This window comes from Acinetobacter sp. NRRL B-65365, from assembly GCF_001605865.1.
Classification (GTDB): Bacteria; Pseudomonadota; Gammaproteobacteria; order Pseudomonadales; family Moraxellaceae; genus Acinetobacter; species Acinetobacter vivianii.
The window spans coordinates 1-723 of record NZ_LRPD01000088.1 but is presented as its reverse complement, the minus strand read 5'-3'; the positions used below and the strand labels follow the sequence as shown (position 1 = coordinate 723).

Sequence of the window (723 nt, the reverse complement as noted above, 5' to 3'; positions counted from 1 at the left end):
CCTTTATTTAATTTAATAAAATCTATTTTTTATATCAAAACTCTACTTTTTTTGTTTTATTGTAAATAAAAAGCCATTTTATTGTTGATATGCGATTAAGTGGGCTATTCTTATATTGATTATTTAATCGCTTATAAATTAATATTGAATAGAATTCTAAATTCATTTTTTTATTTTGAGTGATATATTTTTTTCTTATTAAGTTGGAGTGGTTCGAATGAAACCAGATATTAGCGAATTATCGGTAGAAGATTTAAAGCGTTTACAAGCAGAAGCAGAAGCTTTGATTGCAAGCAAAAAAGATCAAGCAATTGAAGATGCTTATAATCAAATTGTTGCAATTGCTGAAGGTATTGGCTTTAGCGTTGAAGAGTTGTTGGAAGTGGGCGAGCAAAAGCGTAAGAAAACAACGCGTAAAGCTGTAGAGCCACGCTATCGCAACAAGAGCAATACTGAAGAAACTTGGACTGGCCGTGGTAAACAACCACGTTGGTTAGTTGCTGAGTTAGAAAAAGGTGCGAAACTTGAAGATTTCTTAATCTAAGCAAGTTTTAAAGTCATCGTTTTGTCATACGATGACTTTATCCTAATTCAAAAGCCAGGCTTAAAAAGCTTGGTTTTTTTATATGAGAGAATTGGCGATGTTGAAAAAGTATGCATAATGTCATTCAGGGGCGAGTGTCTCGAAAAGGATGATATTTTGCATGTTGGTAAGGGTTGAAT

The 723-nt window shown here is 32.6% G+C and carries 1 protein-coding gene; it reads left to right on the top strand.

Going from position 1 to position 723, the window contains the following annotated elements:
• Positions 1–217: 217 nt before the first annotated feature.
• On the top strand, positions 218–544 hold the full coding sequence (locus AWW72_RS18745; protein ID WP_004773997.1) for an H-NS histone family protein: 327 nt from the start codon (positions 218–220) through the stop codon (positions 542–544).
• The last annotated feature ends 179 nt before the right edge of the window (positions 545–723 follow it).

What these genes read in the sequence shown, in the direction of transcription:
- AWW72_RS18745 (WP_004773997.1), top strand. Translation starts at nt 218, where the DNA reads ATGAAACCAGATATTAGCGAATTATCGGTAGAAGATTTAAAGCGTTTA.